The 17,696-nt window shown below is 65.3% G+C and carries 15 protein-coding genes and 1 tRNA gene; 9 read left to right on the top strand and 7 right to left on the bottom strand.

Features of this window, described 5'->3' with window-relative positions; all coding sequences use genetic code 11:
- The 3 genes from KIH78_RS07975 to KIH78_RS07965 form a co-directional block, all read right to left on the bottom strand.
- On the bottom strand, positions 1-406 hold a 406-nt coding region (locus KIH78_RS07975), incomplete at its 3' end, for a hypothetical protein (protein WP_219131922.1).
- Positions 375-1,037 (bottom strand): endonuclease III, encoded by a 663-nt coding sequence (gene nth / locus KIH78_RS07970; RefSeq protein ID WP_219131921.1) that lies wholly within the window; start codon positions 1,035-1,037, stop codon positions 375-377. The genes nth and KIH78_RS07975, both read right to left, overlap by 32 nt.
- A 239-nt stretch (positions 1,038-1,276) precedes the next feature.
- Entirely contained in the window at positions 1,277-2,020 is a 744-nt protein-coding gene (locus tag KIH78_RS07965) for a winged helix-turn-helix transcriptional regulator (RefSeq protein WP_219131927.1), read from the bottom strand.
- Positions 2,021-2,409: 389 nt separating this feature from the next.
- On the opposite strand from KIH78_RS07965, the gene KIH78_RS07960 reads away from it, so the two are divergent.
- The gene (locus tag KIH78_RS07960) at positions 2,410-2,988 is read left to right on the top strand and encodes a manganese efflux pump MntP (protein ID WP_219131920.1); all 579 of its coding nucleotides are present in this window, start codon (positions 2,410-2,412) and stop codon (positions 2,986-2,988) included.
- Between the two features lie 616 nt (positions 2,989-3,604).
- Here the strand turns inward: KIH78_RS07960 and KIH78_RS07955 are convergent.
- The 3 genes from KIH78_RS07955 to KIH78_RS07945 form a co-directional block, all read right to left on the bottom strand.
- A complete protein-coding gene (locus KIH78_RS07955) occupies positions 3,605-4,351 on the bottom strand; it encodes a hypothetical protein (RefSeq protein ID WP_219131919.1) in 747 nt (248 codons plus the stop codon).
- A gap of 206 nt (positions 4,352-4,557) precedes the next feature.
- A complete protein-coding gene (locus KIH78_RS07950) occupies positions 4,558-5,052 on the bottom strand; it encodes an inorganic diphosphatase (RefSeq protein WP_219131918.1) in 495 nt (164 codons plus the stop codon).
- A gap of 117 nt (positions 5,053-5,169) precedes the next feature.
- On the bottom strand, positions 5,170-7,440 hold the full coding sequence (locus KIH78_RS07945; RefSeq protein WP_219131917.1) for an alpha-1,4-glucan--maltose-1-phosphate maltosyltransferase: 2,271 nt from the start codon (positions 7,438-7,440) through the stop codon (positions 5,170-5,172).
- A gap of 478 nt (positions 7,441-7,918) precedes the next feature.
- Here KIH78_RS07945 and KIH78_RS07940 point away from each other — a divergent pair, with 478 nt between their 5' ends.
- Positions 7,919-9,874, top strand: coding sequence for a cell surface protein (locus KIH78_RS07940; RefSeq protein WP_219131916.1), 1,956 nt, complete (start codon positions 7,919-7,921; stop codon positions 9,872-9,874).
- Positions 9,875-10,071: 197 nt separating this feature from the next.
- Here the strand turns inward: KIH78_RS07940 and KIH78_RS07935 are convergent.
- A tRNA-Met gene (locus KIH78_RS07935) sits at positions 10,072-10,148 on the bottom strand.
- 616 nt (positions 10,149-10,764) lie between these two features.
- Here KIH78_RS07935 and KIH78_RS07930 point away from each other — a divergent pair.
- The 7 genes from KIH78_RS07930 to KIH78_RS07900 all read left to right on the top strand — a co-directional run bounded on the left by KIH78_RS07930 (position 10,765) and on the right by KIH78_RS07900 (position 17,691).
- Positions 10,765-11,799 (top strand): homoserine O-succinyltransferase, encoded by a 1,035-nt coding sequence (locus KIH78_RS07930; RefSeq protein ID WP_219131915.1) that lies wholly within the window; start codon positions 10,765-10,767, stop codon positions 11,797-11,799.
- A gap of 707 nt (positions 11,800-12,506) precedes the next feature.
- Positions 12,507-13,319: a F0F1 ATP synthase subunit A gene (gene atpB, locus KIH78_RS07925; protein WP_219131914.1), complete on the top strand. Its 813-nt coding sequence runs from the start codon at positions 12,507-12,509 to the stop codon at positions 13,317-13,319.
- An 82-nt stretch (positions 13,320-13,401) separates the two neighbouring features.
- On the top strand, positions 13,402-13,629 hold the full coding sequence (atpE, locus tag KIH78_RS07920; RefSeq protein ID WP_214314476.1) for an ATP synthase F0 subunit C: 228 nt from the start codon (positions 13,402-13,404) through the stop codon (positions 13,627-13,629).
- Positions 13,630-13,684: 55 nt separating this feature from the next.
- A complete protein-coding gene (locus KIH78_RS07915; RefSeq protein ID WP_214314468.1) occupies positions 13,685-14,179 on the top strand; it encodes a F0F1 ATP synthase subunit B in 495 nt (164 codons plus the stop codon).
- 40 nt (positions 14,180-14,219) lie between these two features.
- Entirely contained in the window at positions 14,220-15,047 is an 828-nt protein-coding gene (locus tag KIH78_RS07910) for a F0F1 ATP synthase subunit delta (protein ID WP_219131913.1), read from the top strand.
- A gap of 91 nt (positions 15,048-15,138) precedes the next feature.
- Positions 15,139-16,767: a F0F1 ATP synthase subunit alpha gene (gene atpA, locus KIH78_RS07905; protein WP_214314464.1), complete on the top strand. Its 1,629-nt coding sequence runs from the start codon at positions 15,139-15,141 to the stop codon at positions 16,765-16,767.
- Positions 16,768-16,770: 3 nt separating this feature from the next.
- Positions 16,771-17,691, top strand: coding sequence for a F0F1 ATP synthase subunit gamma (locus KIH78_RS07900; protein ID WP_214314462.1), 921 nt, complete (start codon positions 16,771-16,773; stop codon positions 17,689-17,691).
- Positions 17,692-17,696 lie beyond the last annotated feature (5 nt).

Genomic DNA, 17,696 nt, shown 5'->3' with positions numbered 1-17,696 from the left:
GCGTGGGGAGATGACGCGATGGGACGGGTTGCGTGTGGGCGTGGGTGTTGGTGTGGCGCAGGTCGTATCTGCCGTCCGTTTCTATAGAATCGGACGTTTCAGGGGCCGTGCTGCCGTGTTTCCCGTCCGTTTCTATAGAATCGGACGTTTCAGGGGCCGTGCTGCCGTGTTTCCCGTCCGTTTCTATAGAATCGGACGTTTCAGGGGCCGTGCTGCCGTGTTTCCCATCCGTTTCTATAGAATCCGGCGTTTCGAGGTGCGTATCGTCGCGTGTATCGTCCGTTTCTATAGAATCGGGCGTTTCGATGGTTGTGCTGCCCTGTTTCCCGTCCGTTTCTATAGAATCGGACAGGAGACGACCCCTATACGCGGCCTTATACGGATGCGGCGGGACAGGTGTCGGCAAGCGGACAGACGGTGCAGTCGGGGCGACGCGCGTGGCAGACGGCACGGCCGTGCAGGATGAGCCGATGGCTCAGGTCGGTCCAGTCCTCCGGCGGGAAGCAGGCGGTGATCTCGCGTTCGATGGCCACCGGATCGGGGTGGGCGTCGTGCCAATCGGCGCGCCAACGCAGCCGGCCGGTCACACGCATCACGTGCGTGTCCACGGGGAAACCGGGGACGTGGAACGCATTGCCGAGCACGACGTTCGCGGTCTTGCGTCCCACGCCCGGCAGGCTCGTCAGCTCGGCCATCGTGCGCGGCACCTCGCCGTCGAACCGTTCGTCCAACGCGGCGGCGAGTCCCAGCAGATGCTTCGTCTTGGACCGGTAGAAGCCGAGCGGGTGGATGATGTCCTCGACGTCCTGCGGGTTCGCGGCCGCGAGATCGGCGGCCTGGGGGAAGCGCGCGAACAGTTCCGGCGTGACCGTGTTGACGCGTTTGTCCGTGGTCTGGGCGCTGAGCACGGTGGCGATGAGCAGTTGCAGCGGCGTGGAGAAATCCAGTGCGCACTTCGGTTCCGGATACAGCGTGCGCAGGATGTCGTACTCGGCGTGCATGCGTGCGATGCGCGACTTCTTCGATTCGCGTGCCATGACGGTTCCTTCGGCGAAATTGATGTTCGGACGCGTCCAGCATGTGGACGTCAGGGTGCGGTGTCCGCATGGTGAAACGCCGTCGTGCGGACGGTGCCGGGTTGTGCGGGTTGTTGAGACGCCGCCGGAAGGTGGGAATGTCGGTGGCGCTGGCGGGGCGGCGTCAGGGGCGATGCCCCGGTTGCCGATGCGGCCTACCGGTGCGGTTTGCCATATGGCCTACTGATGCGGCATGTGCGTCACTCGTCGATGGGGGCGTGCTTGGCGGCCGATTTCGCGGCCGACTCCTCCGATTCGTCGTCCGGCGGGTCGAAGCGGTATCCCACGTTGCGCACCGTGCCGATGAGATGCTCGTACTCGCCGCCGAGTTTGGCGCGCAGACGACGGATGTGCACGTCCACCGTGCGCGTGCCGCCGTAGTAGTCGTAGCCCCACACCTCCTGCAGCAGCTGGGCGCGCGTGAACACGCGGCCCGGATGCTGCACCAGGTACTTGAGCAGCTCGAACTCCTTGTAGGCCAGGTCGATGGGGCGTCCATGCAGGGAGGCGGTGTAGCCGTTGGTGTCCACGATGAGGTCGCCGGAGCGGATCTGCCCGTCCTCCGTGGTGACGCCCTTGTCCGCGGCGCCGGCGGCGGATGCGGCGGGCGCCGCATTGCCGCGTTCGGACACCAGGCGCAGACGGCCCTCCACCTCGGCCGGGGATGCGGAGGTGACCACCACATCCGCGATGCCCCACTGCGAATTGACGACGGTGAACCCGCCCTCGGTGAGCACCAGCACGATGGGCGTGGACAGCCCGGAGGCGTGGATGAGATTGCACAAGGTCTTGGCGGTGGCCAGATCGTCGCGCGCGTCCAGGAACAGGATGGTGTTCTCCGGCATCTTGACCAGGCTTGCCGCGTCCATCGGCAGCACGCGCACGCGGTGGGAGAGCAGGGCGAGCGAAGGCAGCACGGATGCGGGGTTGCTGGCGAACGTCATCAACGTCAGATCAGTCACGTAGCGCCCCTCTCATTTCGATTGACCTTGCGAAGATCGTGGAACGGTTGCCCGTCCTCGAAACTCGTTGCGGAAACCTTTGCGAATTCTGTGATTATTGTACGCGCATGCGGCGGACACATAATGTTCATCTTTGTGACAACTGAAGGCAATAATCGCACACTAACGCGCACCGGAATCGGCGGGCGGAGGGGCGGACGGCATCGGGCGGCGTACCCACGGGCATGACGGCCCGGCAGACGTACGGCTATACTGATACCTCGCAATTTCAGCTAGGCGTAGGCGGCGTGTGGAAACGCTGGTCGAGGCCCATCCCGCGTAACGGGCGGAACCGAGAATGCCGCCGTGGGATGAACCATATGACGCACACTATGATTTCGATGATTATCCAGTCGTTGCTTATTTCCGTCTCCGTGTCCATGGACGCGTTCGCCGTCTCCATCGGCAAAGGCTTGACCGTGCAGAAGGCCCGATTCACGGACGCATTGAAATGCGGACTGTGGTTCGGCGGATTCCAGGCCCTGTTCCCCGCGCTCGGTTTTCTCGCCGCGTCCGCGTTCGCCTCGTACGTGACCGCCGTGGACCATTGGATCATCTTCGGCCTGCTCGCGATCATCGGCGGCAACATGATCCGCGAGGCGTTCGAAGAGCCCGAGGAGAACGCCAAGGAGACGCCGCAGTTCGACTGGCGTCACATGCTGCCGCTCGCCGTGGCATGCAGCATCGACGCCTTCGCCGTGGGCGTGAGCCTCGGCCTCATGAACATCAACATCGTGTTCGCCATCGCTTCGATGGGCATCGTGACCGGGCTGTTCTCCATCGGCGGCATCTACATCGGCCGCGCGTTCGGTTCCCGCTGGCAGACGCCCTCGCAGATCGCAGGCGGCGTGGTGCTCATCCTCATCGGCCTGAAGGTGCTGCTCGAGCACTTGGGTCTCATCGCGTTCTGAGGGTTTCGAGCGTTCCGGGTGTTTCGAGGGTTTCGAGCGTTCCGGGCGTTCCGGGCGTTCTGAAGGTTCCGACGGCGGTTCCCCGCAGGGCGTGCGCGACGCTGGCCGGCGTCTATTGGCCCCGGAGCGCTGGATGGTGCTGTCTGTGCGTTCCGGTCCGTGGGGTTGTGGTCCGGAATGGGAATGTCCGCCTGATTGTTGTTCCGGTGGCGTGATTGGTGGCCCGGGAACATGGATATGGGCCGATTGCGTGTTCCGGACCGCGGGCCGTTGGTCCGGAGCGTGTGGATGGTGCTGTTTGGCGCTCCGGTGGCATGGTTTGTGGCGTCGGAAGGCTTTCGCGCGGTGATTCAGGTGTCCCGGACCACTGGGGGTTGGTCCGGAACGGTGGAGAGACGTGTTCCGCCGTTCCGGGGACATTGGCCGGAGCCAGACGGGTGCACCGGAATGATGATGACCGGTGTGGTGTTGTTCCGGACTGTCTAGTCTCAGCGGATAGTTGACGCATGTCTCGGGGCATGGTTGACGCCATGTCCTGGGGCATGCTTGTTCCGGACCACAGGCCATTGGTCCGGAACGGTAAAACGGACGGGCTGCCCCGCTCCGGGGCCACCGGTCAGGCGAGGATCTGCAGCAGCAGGGCGGCCGCGAACACCACCAGACCGAAGAACATCACCGGCAGCATGGCCACGCCCAGCCAAGGCGCGCGCGCATCCGGCGCCGCGTCGAGCTCGCGCAGCCACCAGGACGACGAGACCGCCAGCACCACGGCGAACACGACCATCGCGGCGATGATGCCGGCGACGATGATGCCGAACTCGGCGGTGAAACCGGCGCTCACGCCCGCAGTCACATACGGAATGAAGAACCATCCGGCCAGGGAGATCGAGGCGGCGCCTCCCGTCACGCAATGGGACAGCGCGCGGATGAGATGGGAGCGTTCCTTGCGCAGCATCTGGCGCGCGAACGAGACGATGGTCAGCACCACCAGCAGTCCGGCCACGGCCGCGGCCCAACGGGCCAGCGGATACGTACCGGCGAGCAGCTGGTCGTCGGCCGTATCGTCCGGCACGTACACGCCGTACACCTGCACGGCCGCGGCGGCCAGCGAGAGCGCGCCGGCGATCAGGCCGATCGCACGGTCGATGAGCGTGGCGCGGAACGGCCAGCACACGTGGAACGCGATGAGGACCGCGGCCATGACCAGCAGCGTGAGCACGGGCATGAGCGGCGAATCGCCCACTCCGGACGGTCCCAGACCCCACACGGCGCCGACCGCCAGAAGCAGGACATAGGCGAGCGCCTGCGCGCCCAGCATCGCGCCGCGCTTCGCATTCCACTTGCTTACGGTTCCATCAGCCATGATCAACTCCATCACTGCCACTGCGTTCGTCAATTAACTGCCATAATCCTACCCACAGCAGGGGAGGAAGGCACATTGCCCCCGGACGCGGCGGTGTTTCCGGGCATGCGAAAGGGGCGTGCACCCGAAGATGCGCGCCCCGAAGTCACGTCAGCGACGTCGTGTCATTGCGGTGTCCGCACGTTTCGCGTGCGGCCCGCGGTGGCTCACTTGGAAGCCGCGGCCAGACGCTCGCGCGCCTCCTTGATCTCCTTCTCGGCGACGTCGGCACCGGTCCAGTAGTCGCCCGGGAGGACCTCCTTGTTGGGCTCGAGGGCCTTGTACTGCTCGAAGAAGTGCTTGATCTCCTTGAGGTGGAACTCGTTGACGTCCTTGACGTCCTGGATGCCGTCGTAGCGGACGTCGGCCGGCACGCACAGCACCTTGTCGTCGCCGCCCTCTTCGTCCTCCATGTGGTACAGGGCCACGGCGCGGCACTCGACCACGCAGCCCGGGAACACGGAGTTGTTCACCATGACGAGCGCGTCCAGCGGATCGCCGTCCTCGCCCAGGGTGCCCTCGATGTAGCCGTAGTCATCCGGGTAACCCATGGCGGTGAAGAGCTCGCGGTCCAGGAAGACGCGGCCGGTCTCCTGGTCCACTTCGTACTTGTTCTTGGAACCGCGCGGAATCTCCACCACGACGTTGAAGGTCTCTGCCATATCGATGCTCCTTTATCGAATCATTCCAATGGAACGGGTATTGCCGCTACCCACAATAGCGCGAAACGCCTCGCCCCGCGACGTATCGCAGGGCGAGGCGTGACGGAGGTCAGTGACTCACTCGCCGAATTCGTGGACCACGGTGAACACGTGAGCCACGTCGGCCCACGGGGCCAGGGAGACGAAGTTGTCCCAGCTCCACGCGAAGTCACGGCCGGTGAGCTCGTCGTGCATGTGGGCGCCCCACTCCGGATCGACCTCGAACTCCGGCATCTCGAAGTGGACCATGGCCTGATGCGCGTTGTGGCAGTCGAGGTTGACCACCACGACCAGCGTCTCCGGCTTGCCGGACTTGGTGAGCGTGGACGGCGTGTGGCGGGCGAAGGCCAGGATGTTCGGATCCGAGGTCTCCAGCACGTGCACGTTGTGGTAGCTGAACGCCTCCACGTGCTCGCGGCGGATGCGGTTGAGCGAGGTGAGCAGCTCGGCGATGCCGAACTTGTCCGCCTTGCTCCAGTCGCGGACCTTCACCTCGTACTTCTCGTTGTCGATCTGCTCCTCGAAGCCCGGACGCTGCTGGTTCTCGATGAGCTCGAAGCCGTTGTAGATGCCCCAGCTCGGGGAGCCCATGGCGGCGAGCACGGCGCGCACCGCGTGTCCGGCGATGCCGTTGTCGCGCACGTAGGCGGTGAGGATGTCCGGCGTGGTGGGCCAGAACGTGTTGTGCTGGTAGTAGCCGTCGTCGCCGTTCGTCTCGGCCAGGTACTCGGCCAGCTCCTCCTTGGTGTTGCGCCACGGGAAGTAGCAGTGCGACTGCGTGAAGCCCACGTAGCTGAGCGCGCGCATCATGCCCGGGCGGGTGAACGCCTCGGCGAGGAACAGCACCTCCGGGTGCTTCTTGGTGACCGCCGCGATGACGTCCTGCCAGAAGCGCACCGGCTTGGTGTGCGGGTTGTCGACGCGGAAGATGGTCACGCCCGCCTCGATCCACAGGTCCATGATGCGCTCGACCTCCTTCTCGATGCCGGCCATGTCGGCGTTGAAGTCGATCGGGTAGATGTCCTGGTACTTCTTCGGCGGATTCTCCGCGTAGGCGATGGTGCCGTCCGGCTTGGTGCGGAACCAGTTCGGATGCGCCTTGACCCACGGGTGGTCGGGGGAGCACTGCAGCGCGAAGTCGAGCGCGATCTCCAGTCCCAGCTCATGCGCCTTGGCGCACAGGGCCTTGAAGTCGTCCATCGTGCCGAGCAGCGGGTCCACGGTGTCGTGACCGCCCTCGGCCGAGCCGATGCCGAACGGGGAGCCCGGATCGTCCGGTCCGGCCACCAGCGTGTTGTTGCGGCCCTTGCGGTTCGTCACGCCGATGGGGAAGATCGGCGGCAGGTACACGATGTCGAAGCCTTCCTCCTTGGCGCGTTCGAGTCCGGCCACGGAGGTCTTCAGCGTGCCTTGCACGATTTTGCCGGTCTCCTGGTCCACGTAGGCGCCTTCGGAGCGCGGGAAGAACTGGTACCAGGCGGCGAAGCTGGACTTCGGGCGCTGCACGAGGAAGCGCTGCGGCGTGCTGAAGGACAGGCCGTCGCGCAGCGGGTTGCTCTCATGCAGGGCGGTGACCTCGTCGCCGGTGGCGGCGGCGAGACGCTGCTCGGGCGTGAGGGTCTCGTCAGCCATGGTCTTGGCGGCCGCCTCGAGCGCCTTGCGCTGCGGGGCCTTGAGCTTCGCGTCCGGGGTCTTGGCCCAGCGTTCCAGCAGCTGTGCGCCGGAAATCAGGGCGTTCTCCACGTCGTCGTTCACCTTCACCTTGATGGCCGCGTCATGCAGCCAGGACTTGTAGGTGTCCTCCCAGCCTTCGATGGTGACGGTCCATTCGCCGAGCTGACGCTTGATCTGCGCGAACTCCGGCTCCCACGGCTTGACGTCGGAATGCTCGCCGCAGGTGAGGGTCACCGCCCAGCGGTCCAGACCCGGGTTGACGCAGGTCATGGGCAGACGCTGCATCTCCTTGCCGCGATGGTTGCGCACCACCGCGGTGGCGCCCACCTTGGTGCGGCCTTCGATGAACACCTGCGCGGTGACCTCGAACGGTTCGCCCAGTTCGACGCGCGCCGGGTACGTGCCGCGCTCCTCGTTCGGGGTGACGTCCATGATGTTGATGCGGCCGAACTGGCCGGGCTCCGTGACCGGGATGGACGGCGCGGGAATCTCCCCCGCGACCGTGACGGTCATCTGCGCGGGCTTGGAGGATCGCGCGGTCCTGCGGCGGGTCTTGGCGCCGGTCGTCCTGCGCGTGGTGCGCTTCGTCTTCGTGGTTGTGGTTTCGGCCTTCTCCTCGGCGGCCTTCTGCGTATCTTCTGTTGTCACTTCATGCTCGGTCGTCGTCTTCGACATGGCGGCCTTCTCCTTACTTCTTGGATGATGTTGCCATCGTTCTCATTGTATGTAGGGGGTCGTCGAATCGCACGTTTGTCCCATGAATTCCGTGCGACGCCGCGGCGTACGCCGCGTACGGCCGGTCCGGCCGATGTGGACAACCCGGTGGACGACGGCGACGGGCCTGTGGACAACCCCGTCCGGGACGGCCCGGAAACGGCGTCATGTGGATAACCCTCCCCATCGGTTATCCACAACACGCCCAAGGGGCGGGGCTCCGACCACAGGCCTTGGGAAACCGGCCGTTCCGGCGTCTTGGCGACCATGCTGGAACCACCTCCCGCGGCCGGCGGCCGCACCGGGGGAGCGGCGGCGCGCGACGATGCGACGCCGCCGACGACACGACAACGACGCAACCGCCATCGGACAACGAATCGACCATCGGACCAACCATCCGGCAACAGCCACACGCCGCACGTGTGGGGAAGGAACCATCATGACCGCACCATCACGCCGCCTCGCGGCCGTCGTCGCGCTGTTCGCGGCAATCGCCATGACGCTGGGGATCACACCCGCGGCATCGGCCGCCAGCCTCGCCCACCCGCCGAACGGCACCTACCTCGTCTACAAGCTCGGCACGAAGACCCTCTACCTGGGCGCCATCGCCATTGCCGGAGACGGACGCCTCGTCTACTGCATGGAGGCGGGCAAGGACTCCGACTACAGCCACAACGGCGAACAGGCCATCGGCGACAGCGATGCCGTCCGCAAACTCGCCTGGCTCGCCGACCGCTACCAAGGCAGCCGCGACGCCGTCACGCACGCCGCCATCGGATTCCTCGTCCACCGCGAGATCGACGCGAACACGGGCGGCGCATGGACCACCAGACTCGACGCCGTACGCCGGCAGCACGGCGACGCACCCGAAACCCGCGCCGCGCAGCTGTGGGAGGAGGCGAACGCGAACGTGCCCGTCGACGCCAACGTCGACGCCGACATGACCGACGGCATCCGCGCCGGCTGGGTGGACGCGCGCGTCACCGCCGCGTCCGGCGCGGCGCTCGCCGGCGTCCCCTACGCGCTGCGCATCCAAGGTCCCGCGGAATTCGTCGGGAATGATGGTGCGCTCGCCGGCAAACGCGTGGACGGCGTCACCGGAACGGAGGCGAAACGTCACGCATGGCGCGCCACCGGCGAAGGCGAGGTGCAGGTGTTCGCCTCCTACGACCATCCGCAGGCCAACCGCGTGGACAGCGCCCAGGACTTCCTGACCTTCGGCGGGCAGGGGCGCCACGAGGAACAGGGCGTCTCCTTCCGCGTGCGCAAGGAGTTCACGCCCGCCGTCACCACCGTGGCGTCCGCGAAGATCGTGGACGCCGGACAGCCGGTCTCGGACAAGGTCACCTCCACCGTGACCGGCGAGGACAGCCACTGGCCGGCGGGACTCGAGCTCACCGCGCACGGCTACTACTTCGACTCGATCCCCTCGGGCAGGCTCGTGGACCGCATGCAGCCGAAGAAGGGCGAGACCGTCGAGGAGTTCCTCGGCCGCATCGAACGGCGCGGCTACACGCCGGCCGCATGGGGTGAGACCACGTTCACCGGTCCCGGGCAGACGCAGGAGGTGACCGCGCACGCCGAGGACGGCGGGGAGTACAGGGCGCCCGGACGCGGCGGCATCGGCACGTGGGTGTGGGTGTTCGACCAGTCGCGGCAGAGCGACGAGGCGCGCCCCTACGTCGCCGGCGACTCGCTCAGCGCGTTCCTCGACCAGAGCGAGACCAACTCGAACCGCGCGAAGGTCGAAGTGGAATCCTCCGTCACCGAACACACCGCGCACGTCGGCTCGCATCTCAGCGACACCATCACCGTGGGCGGCTTCCCCGACGACCACGGCCTATTCGCCGGCGACGAGGCGTACGGCATCGGCGCCGACGAGCCGTTGGCGCAGGTGAGCGTCTGGTGGGCGGGCGATCCGTCCGATCCGTCGAACGACGCCGCGTACAAGCCGTCCGGCGCGGAACCTCCCGCAGGCGACGACGCCAACCATCGTCTGGTGGGCACGTGGGAGTATCCGGCCGTCAACGGCGTGATCCGCGTGGGTGGCGGTGCGGCGGACGCGCACGGCAATCCGGTGGAGATCGTCGCCGAATCCCACGGATGGTACGTGTTCGTGTGGAGCTTCAAGGGCGACGACCGGGTCATGCCCGCGTCCAGCCGGTACGACGACCAGTGGGAGATGACGTACGTGGACGACGAGCCCGATGAGCCCGAGGAGGAGGAGCCCGAGGAAGAAGAGCCGGAAGAGGAGGAGCCCGAGGAGCCGGAGGAGCCGCTGCCGGCGACCGGCACGGACGTGGCCGTGGGCGTCGGTGCGTCCGCCGCGCTGATCGTCGCGGGAGGCGTCATGATCGTGGTGGTCCGGCGCCGGCGCGAACTCCAGGACGCCTGAGACGCGTCGCCGGTGATTGCGTCCGGCATCGAAAGTCACGGCATCCACATTCAAACCAATGAAACACCAATCATTCCAAGGCCTGGCAAGCCAAAACAGACACACATTCTGGCCTATAACTCCGGACGGGGCCCGGCCACGGTGGCCTCGGAAAACGAAAAACGCCAGGAATCAAACGATTCCTGGCGTTTTTCGATTGGTAGCGGGGCATGGATTTGAACCATGGACCTCTGGGTTATGAGCCCAGCGAGCTACCGAGCTGCTCCACCCCGCGTCGGCTTGTCTGTGCGACAGCTCTATCTAAGATAGGGGCAAACGGATATTTGTCAATTCCTGGGTGCGTCATCGGCGTGTCGCAATGTTTTCCGGGGTGTCCGGGATTTGTTGTGGTGGCCAGTGCTCAGTGCAAGGATTCCCGGGGTCGGGTGGCTTCGTCCGGGATTTGTTGTGGTGACTAGTGCTCAGTGCAAGGATTCCCGGGTGGTGTCGTTGGATTCCGGGTTTTGTTGTGCTGGGAATCTCTCAGTGCAACTATTCCCGGAGGAGGGTTGGTGGTTCCGGGATTCCTTGTGCTGGGTGGTGCTGAGTGCAAGGATTCCCGGGTGGTGTCGTTGGATTCCGGGTTTTGTTGTGCTGGGAATCTCTCAGTGCAATTATTCCCGGAGATTCCCGTGGAATTCCCGGAGGTTGGGTGATGGTTCCGGGATTTCTTGCGCTGATTGAGCCTTGGCGCAACAATTCCCGGGAACGGGAATCGTCCCGGCCGGTCGCCGCCTGGTAGTCGCCCGGCAGCCGCCCGACCGCCGTTTCAACCGGCCATAAGCAGACGGTATGGCGGCGGCGCGGAGGACGGCGTGCGGCATATCCGCGTTGCGTCCATAATTGGATGCATGCCTATCAAGATTCCCAGCGGCCTTCCGGCCAGAGCCATACTCGACTCGGAGCGCATCTTCGCGCTCGAGAAGCCAGAGGCGGAGCGTCAGCGCGTCCGTCCGCTCAGACTGGTGATCCTGAACCTCATGCCCAAGAAGATCGAGACCGAGACGCAGCTGCTGCGCCTCATCTCGAAGAGTCCGCTGCAGGTCGAGGTCGATTTCATGAAGACCTCCACTCATGAGGCCACGCATGTCAGCCACGACCATCTGGTCAAGTTCTATGAGACGCTCGACGCGTTCAAGGACAACTACTACGACGGCTTCGTCGTGACCGGCGCGCCCGTGGAGCATCTGCCGTTCGAACAGGTCGACTACTGGGACGAGTTCAAGACGATCCTCGACTGGGCCTCCACCCACGTGTTCTCCACGATGTACCTCTGCTGGGGCGCGATGGGCGCGCTCAACTACCGTTACGGCGTGCGCAAGGTCGACTACGCGGAGAAGGTGTTCGGCGTCTTCCCGCAGTATCTGCAGGACGAGTACTGTTTCCTGACGAACGGTTTCGACGAGATCGCCCTCCAGCCGCATTCGCGTCTGGCCGGCGTGGACGAGGACGATGTGCGCGCCGATCCGGACCTGCAGATCCTCACGTGGGGACCGCAGTCCGGCCCCGGCCTCATCGCCACGCGCGATTTCTCCGAGGTGTTCGCGCTCGGCCATTGGGAGTACGGCAAGTACACCCTCGCCGAGGAGTACGAGCGCGACATGAAGAAGGGGCTCGACAACGTGCCGTTCCCGGTGAACTATTTCCCGCATGACGACCCCTCGCTCGAGCCGTTGTTCGCGTGGCGCGCCCATGCGAACCTGCTGTGGCGCAACTGGCTGAATTGGGTGTACCAGACCACGCCGTACGACCTGACGGAGGTGCCGCGTCTGCGTGCGGAGAAGCGTCTGGGCACCGACCGTTCGATCCGTCATGTGCCGGGTTCGCCGCGTCGCGACGGGTTCGCGCCGTTCGTGCACGACGGGTACGGCGTGATCCGCGGCTGACGCGTCGCGTCGCGTTGCGTCCCGTCGCGTCGTCCGATGGTGCGTCGTCCGATGGTGCGTCGTCCGATGGGGCGACGGGCCGATTCCGTTCCGTCCGATTCCGTCTGACATCCGTCGCGTCCGATGGCGCGGCGTCCGATGACGCGGCGTCCGATGGTGAGGCGTCCGACTGACGGACCATGTCGCGTCCGCCAATCGGACCGAAAGACGTCCGTATCGTGGACGCGTCGTTTCCGGTGGGAGGGCCTTCGACGCCACCGTCCGGAACGCCGACGGACGCACGTCGTCGCAGGACGTCGCACGGCGGAACGACGCCGCTTCCGTCGCGGCCGCGTCGGACGGACGGAGCGCGCCTCCCGCACCCAAATATGACATCGCGGAATCGGATGTCGCATAGCCGCAAACCCGCGTCATGCCAACGAAACGGCGGGATACCGAGCGACCCGCCGCAAGCCGGGGAGCGGGCTTGCAATTGTCCGAACGCAGGACAAGAATCACACTTCAGTCATTCGGAGCCGAATGCGTGGGAGGTGCCATTCGGATCGGACGGACCTTCCCCGCATACGGCTGCGGACCGGCGGAACGAACGGATGCGCACGAGGCGTACGCCACCGCCCGAATACAGGGCGCGACGGTAACCTTTCGGACATATTCGCCCCTTCACCGGGTATAGACTGACAGTCGATTTCAAGAAGCAGGAGGAGCGAATGATTGGTGCTGCAATAAGCTCACTGACACTGGCAAGCGCGACGCAGCCGGAATACCCGAGCGTCAACGACTTCCTCCCCGAACCGTTCCTGTTCGACGGGACGCCGTTCGCCGTCAACCGCATCATCATGGTGCGCATCATCGCCACTGTCATCATGCTGCTGGTGCTGGGCATCACCGCCAAGCGCGTGAAGCTCATCCCCGGCCGTTGGCAGGGTGCCGTCGAATGGCTCATCGAGTTCGTCCGCGACCAGATCGTCTACCAGGTGATGGGCGAGGTGCGCGGTCGCCGCTACGTACCGATGATCACCACCGTGTTCTGCACGCTGCTCGTGTTCAACCTGTGCGGCATCATCCCGGGCTTCAACATCGCGGCCTCCGCCACGATCACCCTGCCCCTGGTCTTCGCCATGTGGTGCTTCTTCCAGTACTGGATCGCCGGCATCCGCGAGAAGGGCCTCGGCCACTTCCTGCGCGACGAGCTCTTCCCGAAGGGCGTGCCGTGGCCGATCTACATCCTGCTGTCTCCGATCCAGCTGTTCGAGCTGCTCATCATCCGCCCGTTCTCGCTGACGATCCGACTCTTCGCCAACATGGTCTCCGGCCACCTCATCCTGGCCCTGTGCCTGTCGGCCACCCAGTTCTTCCTCATCGACATCGCCAACAAGGCGATGGCGCCGTTCGGCGTGATCACCTTCGCCGCGGGCACGTTCATGTTCCTCTTCGAGGCGCTGGTCGCCTGCCTGCAGGCCTACATCTTCGCGATCCTCACCACCGCGTACATCAACATGAGCTTCCCGGAGGCCGACTGACCCCGGGCATCCCGGGCCCCTCAACCGGCCGCGGGCACATAAACCTGTTGCTCCCACAGCAATAGCAAGAAAGGAAACAACCATGGATATCGTCACGCTCGCCGCGGTCGCCGGCAACCTGAACGTCGTGGGCTACGGCCTCGCCGCCATCGGCCCCGGCATCGGCCTGGGCATCCTGATCGGCAAGACCATCGAGAGCACGGCCCGTCAGCCCGAGCTCGGCGGCCGTCTGCAGACCCTGATGTTCCTTGGTCTGGCGTTCGTCGAGGTGCTGGCGCTGCTCGGCTTCGTGCTCGCCTTCATCAAGTAAGTCGGGACACCGAACACCAACGACTTTCCAAGGGAAATGAAAGGAGGAAGACGGTATGGAGCTGTTTCTGCCCGAGACGTATGACATCGTCTGGTCGCTGATCATCCTGGTCATCGTCGCCGCATTCTTCTACAAGTACTTCCTGCCGAAGTTCCAGGCCGTGTTCGACGAGCGCGCCGCCAAGATCGAAGGCGGCATCGCGAAGGCGGAGCAGGCGCAGAAGGACGCCGACGAGGCCAAGGCCAAGTACGAGGCCCAGCTGAGCACCGCCCGCGTGGAAGCGGCCAAGATCCGCGACGACGCGCGCGCCGAAGCCTCGCACATCATCGCCGACGCCCGTTCCCGCGCCGAATCCGACGCGGCCCAGATCACCGCCAACGCGCAGCGTTCCATCGAATCGCAGCAGCAGCAGGCCCTGGTCTCCCTGAAGGGCGAGGTCGGCACGCTGGCCACCGCTCTGGCCGGCAAGATCCTGGGCGCGAAGCTCCAGGAGAAGGACGTGCAGTCGTCGATGATCGACTCGATGCTCGACGAGCTGGACAAGCAGTGATGGCGGACGCCGTCAACCGTAAGCAGAAAGGGAGGTGACCATGCGAGGAGAGGCATCGCGCATCGCAGACCGCGAGTCGCGTGACTCGCTGGCCCCCAAGCTGCGCGACTCCGGCAAGGACGCGTGGCGGATCGGCAACGAGCTGTTCAAGATCACCGGCGTGCTGGACCGCAACCTCGCGCTCGAACGCGCCCTGACCGACCCCTCCAGGCCGGTGGCCGACAAGGTCGCCGTCCTCAAGGAGCTGTTCCAGGGCAACGAGCATCCGGTGACCATGGAGATCATGACCGACCTGGTCTCCCGCCGCTGGTCCCGCGCCAAGGACATCGCCAACGCGGTGGAGGACTTCGGCGTGGACGCCATGATGTACTACGCGGACGTCACCGACGCCACGCTGCAGGTGTCCATCGAACTGTCCGAGCTGCACTCCGCCCTGCTGGGACTGCCCGTCGTGCGCGCCAAGCTGTACGACGACCAGGCCCCGAGCGAAGCCCGCGTGAAGCTGTTCCACGAGGTGTTCGACGGCAAGGGCCTCGACCCGATCACGGTGAGGCTCGCCGAACACGCGACCTGCAACCTGCGTCGCCGCCGCTACCTGGAGACCATCCAGTGGCTGATCAACAAGTTCTCGCGCCACATGGGCGAATCGATGGTCACCGTGACCACCGCCAGCCCGTTGACGAAGGAACAGATCCAGCGACTGACGAAGATCTACTCGGCGAAGGCCGGGCGCCCGGTGCACATCAACTCGGTGGTCGACCCGAGCGTGCTCGGCGGCATGCGCGTGCAGATCGGCGACGAAGTCACGGACAACACCGTGGTCGCCCAGCTGCAGCACCTGCACCGCACGGTCAACGCCGACGCCTGAACCCACAACAAGTCCCGACCCGCCCCGCGCGGGCCGCAAGGACCGACTGACAAGACTTGGTAACCCAAGAAAAAACAATGAAGGAGTGATCATGGCAGAACTGACCATCGATCCCGCCTCGATCCGCAAGGCCCTCGACGACTTCGTGTCGTCGTACCAGCCGAGCAGCACGCCCACCCAGGAGGTGGGTTATGTCGCCACGGCCGGTGATGGCATCGCGCACGTGACGGGATTGCCTGGTTGCATGGCCAATGAGCTGCTGACGTTCGAAGACGGCACGCTCGGCCTGGCGTTCAACCTTGACGCCCGTGAGATCGGCGTGGTTATCCTCGGCGATTTCGCTGGAATCGAGGAAGGCCAGGAAGTGCGCCGCACCGGCGAAGTGCTCTCCGTGCCCGTCGGCGACGGCTACCTCGGTCGCGTCGTGGACCCGCTGGGCAAGCCGATCGACGGCCTCGGCGAGATCAAGTGCGACGAGCGCCGCATCCTCGAGGCCCAGGCCCCGGACGTGATGCACCGCCACCCGGTCGACGAGCCGCTGTCCACCGGCCTCAAGGCCATCGACGCGATGACCCCGATCGGCCGCGGCCAGCGCCAGCTCATCATCGGCGACCGCCAGACCGGCAAGACCGCCATCGCCATCGATACCATCATCAACCAGAAGGCGAACTGGGAGTCCGGCGACCCGAAGAAGCAGGTGCGCTGCATCTACGTGGCCGTGGGCCAGAAGGGCTCCACCATCGCCTCGGTGCGCCAGAGCCTCGAGGACGCGGGCGCCATGGAGTACACCACCATCGTGGCCTCCCCGGCCTCCGATTCCGCCGGCTTCAAGTACATCGCCCCGTACACCGGCTCGGCCATCGGCCAGCACTGGATGTACAACGGCAAGCACGTGCTCATCGTCTTCGACGACCTGTCGAAGCAGGCCGAGGCCTACCGCTCGATCTCGCTGCTGCTCCGCCGCCCGCCGGGGCGCGAGGCCTACCCGGGTGACGTCTTCTACCTGCACTCCCGTCTGCTCGAACGCTGCGCGAAGGTCTCCGACGACCTCGGCGGCGGCTCGATGACGGGTCTGCCGATCGTCGAGACCAAGGCGAACGACGTGTCCGCCTACATCCCGACCAACGTGATCTCCATCACCGACGGCCAGATCTTCCTCCAGTCCGATCTGTTCAACGCCAACCAGCGTCCCGCCGTGGACGTCGGCATCTCCGTGTCCCGAGTGGGCGGCGCCGCGCAGACCAAGGCCCTGAAGAAGGTCTCCGGCACGCTGAAGATCTCCCTGGCGCAGTACCGTTCGCTGGAATCCTTCGCGATGTTCGCGTCCGATCTGGACGCCGCGTCCAAGGCCCAGCTGACCCGAGGCGCCCACCTGACCGAGCTGCTCAAGCAGCCGCAGTTCCACCCGTACTCGATGGAGCAGGAGGTCGTGTCCGTCTGGACCGGCACCCACGGCAAGCTCGACGACCTCGAGCTGAAGGACGTGCTCCCGTTCGAGCAGGGACTGCTGGACTACCTTGATCACAACACCGATATCCTCAAGACCATCCGTGAGACCGAGGACTTCACGGCGGACACCGAGGCGGCCCTCGACAAGGCCGTCGACGCGTTCCGCGCGACCTTCGTCTCCTCCAGCGGCAAGCCGCTGGTCGAGAAGAAGCCCGACGTGTCCAAGGCCACTCCGGTGGACCAGGAAAAGATCGTGGCGGGAGAGAAATAAGCCATGGGCTCGCAACTCGCATTGAAATCACGCATCCACTCCACCGAGTCGTTGGAGAAGATCTTCAACGCCCAGGAGATGATCGCGTCTTCGCACATCGCCAAGGCACGTGACGTCGCCTTGAACGCGAAGCCGTACACCGATGCGATTTTCGATGCCGTGCAAGCGCTGGTGGCGCACACCCACATCACGCATCCGATCGCGGTGAAGGACGAGAACAACCCGCGTGTGGCCGTTCTCGCCCTCACCTCGGATCGTGGCATGGCCGGCCCGTACACCTCTTCGATCATCCGCGAGACCGAGGCGCTGCTCGCCCGTCTCGAGGATGACGGCAAGCAGCCGGAGCTGTTCGTGTACGGGCGTCGTGGCTCGACGTACTACAAGTACCGCAACCGCGACGTCGTGGCCACGTGGGAGGGCGACACCGACCAGCCCGGCGTGGAAATCGCCGAGACCATCTCCAACACCCTGATGGACGCCTACATGAAGCCGGCGGACCAGGGCGGGGTCTCGGAGCTCTACATCGTCTACACCGAGTTCATCAACATGGTCGTGCAGAAGGTGCGCGTGCTGCGCATGCTGCCCGTCGAGATCGTGGGGAACACGGCCACCGTGCCGGATCCGGACCAGCAGGTCGACACGGCGAACATGCCGCCGCTGTACTCGTTCGAGCCGAGCATCGACGAGGTGCTGGACGCGATCCTGCCGAAGTACATCCAGTCCCGCATCCACGAATGCCTGCTGACCGCCGCCGCCTCCGAGACGGCGAGCCGTCAGAACGCGATGCACACGGCCACCGACAACGCACGCAACCTGATCGACGACCTCACCCGCAAGCTCAACGCCTCGCGTCAGGCCTCGATCACGCAGGAACTTACCGAGATCATCGGCAGCGCCGATGCTCTGAACAAGAAGGAAGAGTAGGAACG

Origin of the sequence: Bifidobacterium saguinibicoloris (assembly GCF_019331725.1) — a bacterium.
Lineage (GTDB): Bacteria > Actinomycetota > Actinomycetes > Actinomycetales > Bifidobacteriaceae > Bifidobacterium > Bifidobacterium saguinibicoloris.
The sequence above is the reverse complement of the archived record's forward strand: the minus strand, read 5'-3'. Positions and strand labels throughout refer to the sequence as shown.